Raw genomic sequence first — 6,173 nt, 5'->3', positions numbered from 1 at the left:
CTCATCCTCGGCTTTCACGGCCGGGGACGGGGTATCAACATATCTGGCGTTGATTTTTGGCACGCTGTTGAGTTCTCAAGGAACGGACGCTTCCTTTGTACTCACCCGAACTTCTCGGGCTTTCCTCCGGGCGCTTCCCTTCGGTCTTGCGTTTCCGACTCTATCAGATCTTTTTCTCGATCCGATTTCCTCGGTGCTTTCCAGGTTCCCGCTTTTGTTTCGCGGTTTCCCTTTCCGGCGGTTCCGACTCTATCAGATCCTTTCGGCGCTGATTCCCGGTCAGAGCGGGTTGCCTTCCCGGCTGTTGGGCCGTTCCGACGAGTGAGACTTTAGCGGATTCCCGGCCCCCGAAGCCAATCGGGGTCCTGCGCCCTTTCGAACGCGGATTCCTCATTTCGCGAATACACGCGCCTGTCGACGCGACGGCAGATTGATGGTCTGCACGTCGAGAAGTGGTGGGTACCTGCGGAATGGCTGTCCGGGGACCGACCGGAGTCGGCGCTCACGTCGGACAACTCGGAGAACACTACGTATGCGGTCGGGGCGTGTCAACTCATGCCCCGACGGCACCCCCGAGGCGTACTCTGGCCGACATGACTACGCGTACGTGCGCCCAGCTGTGGTGGGCCGCCTGACGGCGGCCGTGCTCACGTATGCACTCAACGGCCGCCGCTTCGGCGGCCGTTCTCGTATCTCCCTCCAGGGTTTCAGGGGATCGGCCGGCCGGGGCGGCGGTCTCGACCAGGAGGTGGAGAGATGAAGCGGGTCTTCAGCGGGATCAAGCCGACCGGGCACCTGACACTGGGGAACTACCTGGGAGCGCTTCGGCAGTGGGCCGAGGTCGACCAGCATCGGGCGGACTCGTTGTTCTGCGTGGTCGATCTGCACGCGCTGACCGTCGAGCACGATCCGGCGCGGGTGCGCCGGCTGAGTCGGCAGGCGGCCACGCTGTTGCTGGCGGCGGGACTGGATCCCCGGTTGTGCACCGTGTTCGTCCAGAGCCATGTGGACGAACACGCGCGGTTGTCGTACCTGCTGGAGTGCGTGGCCACGGACGGCGAGATGCGGCGGATGATCCAGTACAAGGAGAAGGCCGCGCGGGAACGGGAGCGCGGGGGCAGCGTGCGGCTGTCCTTGCTGACGTATCCCGTGCTGATGGCGGCGGACATCCTGGCCTACGCGACCGATGAGGTGCCGGTCGGCGACGACCAAGCGCAGCACGTGGAGCTGGCGCGGGATCTGGCGACGCGGTTCAACCAGCGGTACGGGCACACGTTCGTCGTGCCGAAGGCCACGCTTCCGGCGGTGGCGGCGCGGGTGATGAACCTGCAGGAGCCGGCGTCGAAGATGGGCAAGAGCGAGGACTTCGGGCCGGGGATCGTCTATCTGCTGGACGAGCCCGACGTCGTCCGCAAGAAGGTGATGCGGGCCGTCACCGACAGCGGGCGGGAGGTCGTGTACGACCGTGCCGGGCGGCCCGGGGTGGCGAATCTGCTGGAGATCCTCGCCGCGTGCACGGGCGGGGATCCGGAGGCGTTGAGCGCCGGGTACGCGTCGTACGGCGATCTGAAGAAGGACACGGCCGACGCGGTGGTGGAGGTCCTGCGGCCGTTGCGGGCCCGGCACCAGGAGCTGTGCGCCGACCCGGTCTACGTGGAGCAGGTGCTGCGGGACGGGGCCGAGAAGGCGCGGGCCATGGCCCGGCCCGTCGTGGACACCGCCTATCGCGCGATCGGGCTGCTTCCGCCGCTGGCGGAGTCCGGGACGGGGTCCGGGGCCGGGTCCGGGGCGGCCGAGGTGCTGAACGCGGCGCGGTAGGCGCGTGGGCTGGTGGCGAGGCGCGATGCGAAGTGCTGGCGCATCGTGACCTCGCTGCCGAAACCGGCGCGCCTGGCGACCTCGGGCATGGGGAGGTCGGTGCGTTCGAGGAACTTCTGCGCGGCGGCGACGCGCTGGTCGAGGAGCCAGCGCAGAGGGGTGGCTCCGGTCGCCGAGGTGAAGTGGCGGGCGAAGCTGCGCGGGGACATGCCCGCGTGCGCGGCCAGGTCGGCGACCGTGAGCGGCTCGTGCAGATGGCGCAGGGCGTGTTCGCGTACGGCGGCCAGGGCGTCGGCGTCCCGGTCCGCGCGTGGGGTGGGGTGTTCGATGAACTGGGCCTGGCTGCCGGTGCGGAAGGGGGCGGTGACCATCGAGCGGGCGATGGCGGCGGCCGTCTCCGCGCCGTGGGCACGGCGGACCAGGTGGAGGCAGAGATCGATGCCGGCGGCCGTGCCCGCGGCGGTCCAGATGTTGTCGTCCTCGATGAAGAGGGCGTCGGGGACGACGGTGACCTGGGGGTGCTGGGTGCGCAGGAAATCGATGAGGTTCCAGTGGGTGATCGCCCGGCGGCCGTCGAGGAGGCCGGCCTGGGCGAGGGTGAAGGCTCCGCCGCAGAGAGCGGCGAGGGTGGTGCCGCGGGCGTGGGCGCGGCGGAGCGCGTCCAGGACGGGGGCGGGCGCGGGGGTGAGGTGGTCGTCCAGGCCCGGGACCAGGACGAGGTCGGCTCGCGAGAGCCAGGTGAGGGAGCGGTCGGGCAGGAGGGCGAGGCCGCCACGCATCGGGATGGGGGCGCTGTCGGCGGCGACTCGGCGCAGGTCGAAGTCGGGGACGCCACGGTCGGTGCGGTCGGTGCCCCAGACCTCGGTGATGACGGAGACGTCGAAGGCGCGGATGCCGGGGAAGGCGACGAGGGCGACCCGGTACGCAGGCTTCATGGCTGGCAGTAAACCATCGACCGATGGCTTTGCGGACTCTGGGGTGCGGCTCGGCCCGGCGGCAGGATCGTGGGCATGGACATCGCAGAGAACGCAGCGCTGGTGGTCGTCGACGTGCAGAAGGGCTTCGAGGAGCTGGAGTACTGGGGGGCGCGGAACAATCCGGCGGCGGATGACAACATCGCCGCCCTCATCGACGTATGGCAGGGGTCGGGGCGGCCGGTCGTGTTCGTACGGCACGATTCGGTGAAGCCGGGGTCGCCGTTGCGGCTGGGGTACGAGGGGAACGAGTTCAAGGAGTACGTGGAGGGGCGGCGGGGGAAGGGCGCCGGGGCCGAGCTGTTCGTCACGAAGACCGTGAACTCGGCCTTCCTGGGGACGCCGGACCTGGGGGCCTGGCTGACGGCTCAGGGGATCTCGCAGATCGTGGTGGCCGGGATCCAGACGAACATGTGCGCCGAGACGACGGCGCGGATGGGCGGGAACCTCGGGTACGACGTGCTGTTCGCGTACGACGCGACCTACACGTTCGATCTGGAGGGGCCGTTCGGATGGCGGCGCGGTGCGGACGAGATCGCGCAGGCCTCGGCGGTCTCGCTGCACGGGGGCGGGTTCGCGCGGGTGGTGACCACGGAGGAGCTGGTGGCCTCGGCGGCCGGATGAACGGCCGCCTCAGGTGGTCACAGCAGGTGGTCACAGCAGGCGGTCGCAGCAGGCGGTCGCAGCGGGTGGCTGCCCTGGGGCGTGCCAGGAGTCGAGGTCAGTCCTTGTTGCCGGCGGCCAGTTCGCGGCTGCGGTCGCGGGCGGCCTCCAGGGCGGCGATGAGGGCGGCCCGTACGCCGTGGTTCTCGAGTTCGCGAATGGCGTTGATGGTCGTGCCCGCAGGAGAGGTGACGTTCTCGCGGAGCTTGACCGGGTGCTCGCCGCTGTCGCGGAGCATCGTCGCGGCGCCGATCGCGGACTGGACGATCAGGTCGTGGGCCTTGTCGCGGGGCAGGCCGAGCAGGATGCCCGCGTCCGTCATCGCCTCGACCAGGTAGAAGAAGTACGCCGGGCCGGAGCCGGACAGGGCGGTGCAGGCGTCCTGCTGGGACTCGGGGACGCGGAGCGTCTTGCCGACCGCGCCGAAGATCTCCTCGGTGTGGGCGAGGTGGCCGGCGGTGGCGTGGGTGCCGGCCGAGATGACGGACATGGCCTCGTCGACGAGGGCGGGGGTGTTCGTCATGACGCGGACGACCGGGGTGCCGGCGGCCAGGCGCTCCTCGATGGAGGCGGTGGTGATGCCGGCGGCGCCGCTGATGACCAGGCGGTCGGCGGGGACGTGCGGGGCGAGCTCGTCGAGGAGGGCGCCCATGTCCTGCGGCTTGACCGTCAGGATCAGCGTGTCGGCGGACTTGGCGGCCTCCGCGTTGGTGACCGGGGTGACCCCGTGGCGGGCGCGGAGTTCCTCGGCCCGCTCGGGGCGGCGGGCGGTGACGAGGAGGTCGGCGGGGCGCCAGCCGCCTCGGATCATGCCGCTGAGGAGGGCTTCGCCGATCTTGCCGGTGCCGAGGACTGCGACTTTCTGGGTCATGGCTGGAGGGTCCTCCGGGGGTGCGTCGTCCGTCGTCCGGGATCATCCTCGCACCGGGGGCGGGGGGCGGGTCCGGGTGTCCGGTGGGCGGACGGGCTCCGGCCGGGATCGGAGCGGGCGCGGTCAGGGGGTTCGGCGTCGTAGCGTCGCCGCTCCCAGGAACAGGACCAGGAGGGCGCAGCCGGCGACGATGAGGACGTCCCGGACGAAGGTCGCCGTCATGTCCGTGTGGTGGAGGACCTCGTTCATGCCGTCGACCGCGTAGGACATGGGGAGGACGTCGGAGACGGCTTCCAGGGCGGGGTGCATGGTGTCGCGGGCGGCGAACAGGCCGCACAGCAGCAGCTGGGGGAAGATCACCGCCGGCATGAACTGGACTGCCTGGAACTCCGAGGCCGCGAAGGCGGAGACGAAGAGGCCGAGAGCGGTGCCGAGCAGCGCGTCCAGTAGGGCCACCAGGAGCAGGAGCCAGGGGCTGCCCGTGACGTCGAGGCCCAGGAACCACACGGCCAGGGCTGTGGCCAGGGCCGACTGGATGATCGCGAGGGCTCCGAAGGCGAGCGCGTAGCCGGCGATCAGGTCCCCTTTGCCCAGCGGCATGGCGAGGAGGCGTTCGAGGGTGCCCGAGGTGCGTTCCCGCAGGGTGGCGATGGACGTCACCAGGAACATCGTGATCAGCGGGAAGACCCCGAGGAGGGACGCGCCGATGCTGTCGAAGGTGCGGGGGCTGCCGTCGAAGACGTAGCGGAGCAGGAACAGCATCACGCAGGGGATGAGGATCAGCAGCGCGATCGTGCGGGGGTCGTGGCGCAGTTGGCGCAGGACGCGGGCCGCGGTGGCAGTGGTGCGGGACGCGTTCAGGGCGCTGCTGGGGGCCGGGGTGACGGGCGGGACGGGGGGCGCCTGGCTGCTCGTCGTCGTGCTCGTCCTCGTGCTCATCGGGTGCTCTCCTTCGTTCGGGCCGTCTGCGTGGCGGCGTCCACCAGGTGCAGGAAGGCCGACTCGACGGTGTCGGCGCCAGTGCTGGTGCGCAGGGCGTCGGGGGTCGCGTCGGCGAGGATCCGGCCCTCGCGCATGAGGAGGAGACGGTGGCAGCGCTCGGCCTCGTCCATGACGTGGGAGGAGATCAGGAGTGTCGCGCCCCGGCTCGTGGCGATCTCGTGGAAGAGGTTCCACAGGTCGCGGCGCAGGACGGGGTCCAGGCCGACGGTGGGCTCGTCGAGGACCAGGAGCTCCGGTGTGCCCAGGAGGGCGACGGCCAGGGAGACGCGGTTGCGCTGGCCACCGGAGAGGTTGCCGGCCAGGGCGTCGGCGTGGGCGGTCAGGTCCACGTCGGCGATCGCGCGGGTGACGTTCTCGTGGCGTCGGTCCGCCGCCGCCCGGCCCGGGTCGAGGATCGCCGCGAAGTAGTCCAGGTTCTGGCGGATCGTCAGGTCGTCGTAGACGGAGGGGGCCTGGGTGACGTAGCCGATGCGGGTGCGGAGGGCGGGGTGCCCGGCGGGGCGGCCGAGGACGTCCAGCGTGCCGGTGACCTTCGCCTGGGTGCCGACGACGGCGCGCATGAGGGTCGACTTGCCGCAGCCGGAGGGACCCAGGAGGCCGGTGATCTGGCCGCGCGGGACAGTGAAGTCGAGGGCCCGCAGCACGGTGCGGGGGCCGCGGACCACGGTGAGGTCGTGGGCGCGTACGGCGTCGGCGGCGGTCTCTGCGGGGTTGCCGTGAGCGCCGGAGTCGCCGGGGGCGCTCCCGAGCGGGCTCTGCTTCTCGGTTCGCCGCGCTTCCCGGTCGGGCGGACGGGAGCCGGACCTAAAATTCATCATGTGATGAATAATGCTCGCGGGGCGGTG

General features: G+C 70.8%; 7 protein-coding genes. 3 read left to right on the top strand and 4 right to left on the bottom strand.

The window, feature by feature from the left end:
- Together BG482_RS44590 and trpS are read left to right on the top strand one after the other, a co-directional pair.
- Positions 1-325 (top strand): hypothetical protein (locus BG482_RS44590; RefSeq protein WP_218108806.1); only part of this gene is annotated, 325 nt, incomplete at its 5' end.
- 431 nt (positions 326-756) lie between these two features.
- Positions 757-1,818 (top strand): tryptophan--tRNA ligase, encoded by a 1,062-nt coding sequence (gene trpS, locus BG482_RS34625; RefSeq protein ID WP_069773174.1) that lies wholly within the window; start codon positions 757-759, stop codon positions 1,816-1,818.
- Here the strand turns inward: trpS and BG482_RS34620 are convergent.
- Positions 1,722-2,753: a GlxA family transcriptional regulator gene (locus BG482_RS34620; RefSeq protein ID WP_069773173.1), complete on the bottom strand. Its 1,032-nt coding sequence runs from the start codon at positions 2,751-2,753 to the stop codon at positions 1,722-1,724. The genes trpS and BG482_RS34620 overlap by 97 nt on opposite strands.
- A 75-nt stretch (positions 2,754-2,828) precedes the next feature.
- Here BG482_RS34620 and BG482_RS34615 point away from each other — a divergent pair, with 75 nt between their 5' ends.
- The gene (locus tag BG482_RS34615) at positions 2,829-3,416 is read left to right on the top strand and encodes a cysteine hydrolase family protein (protein WP_069773172.1); all 588 of its coding nucleotides are present in this window, start codon (positions 2,829-2,831) and stop codon (positions 3,414-3,416) included.
- Positions 3,417-3,513: 97 nt separating this feature from the next.
- Here the strand turns inward: BG482_RS34615 and proC are convergent, their stop codons facing one another.
- The 3 genes from proC to BG482_RS34600 all read right to left on the bottom strand — a co-directional run bounded on the left by proC (position 3,514) and on the right by BG482_RS34600 (position 6,146).
- A complete protein-coding gene (proC, locus tag BG482_RS34610; RefSeq protein ID WP_069773171.1) occupies positions 3,514-4,326 on the bottom strand; it encodes a pyrroline-5-carboxylate reductase in 813 nt (270 codons plus the stop codon).
- A gap of 123 nt (positions 4,327-4,449) precedes the next feature.
- Positions 4,450-5,265 (bottom strand): ABC transporter permease, encoded by an 816-nt coding sequence (locus BG482_RS34605; protein ID WP_069773170.1) that lies wholly within the window; start codon positions 5,263-5,265, stop codon positions 4,450-4,452.
- Positions 5,262-6,146, bottom strand: a complete 885-nt coding sequence (locus BG482_RS34600) for an ABC transporter ATP-binding protein (protein WP_069773169.1) — start codon at positions 6,144-6,146, stop codon at positions 5,262-5,264. The genes BG482_RS34605 and BG482_RS34600 overlap by 4 nt, the downstream gene beginning before the upstream one ends.
- Between the last annotated feature and the right edge of the window lie 27 nt (positions 6,147-6,173).

It is taken from the genome of Streptomyces sp. LUP30 (assembly GCF_001746365.1).
Classification (GTDB): Bacteria; Actinomycetota; Actinomycetes; order Streptomycetales; family Streptomycetaceae; genus Streptomyces.
This window is presented reverse-complemented; position numbering and strand designations above follow the sequence as displayed.

What these genes read in the sequence shown, in the direction of transcription:
- trpS (WP_069773174.1), top strand. Translation starts at nt 757, where the DNA reads ATGAAGCGGGTCTTCAGCGGGATCAAGCCGACCGGGCACCTGACACTG.
- BG482_RS34620 (WP_069773173.1), bottom strand. Translation starts at nt 2,753, where the DNA reads ATGAAGCCTGCGTACCGGGTCGCCCTCGTCGCCTTCCCCGGCATCCGC.
- BG482_RS34615 (WP_069773172.1), top strand. Translation starts at nt 2,829, where the DNA reads ATGGACATCGCAGAGAACGCAGCGCTGGTGGTCGTCGACGTGCAGAAG.
- proC (WP_069773171.1), bottom strand. Translation starts at nt 4,326, where the DNA reads ATGACCCAGAAAGTCGCAGTCCTCGGCACCGGCAAGATCGGCGAAGCC.
- BG482_RS34605 (WP_069773170.1), bottom strand. Translation starts at nt 5,265, where the DNA reads ATGAGCACGAGGACGAGCACGACGACGAGCAGCCAGGCGCCCCCCGTC.
- BG482_RS34600 (WP_069773169.1), bottom strand. Translation starts at nt 6,146, where the DNA reads ATGATGAATTTTAGGTCCGGCTCCCGTCCGCCCGACCGGGAAGCGCGG.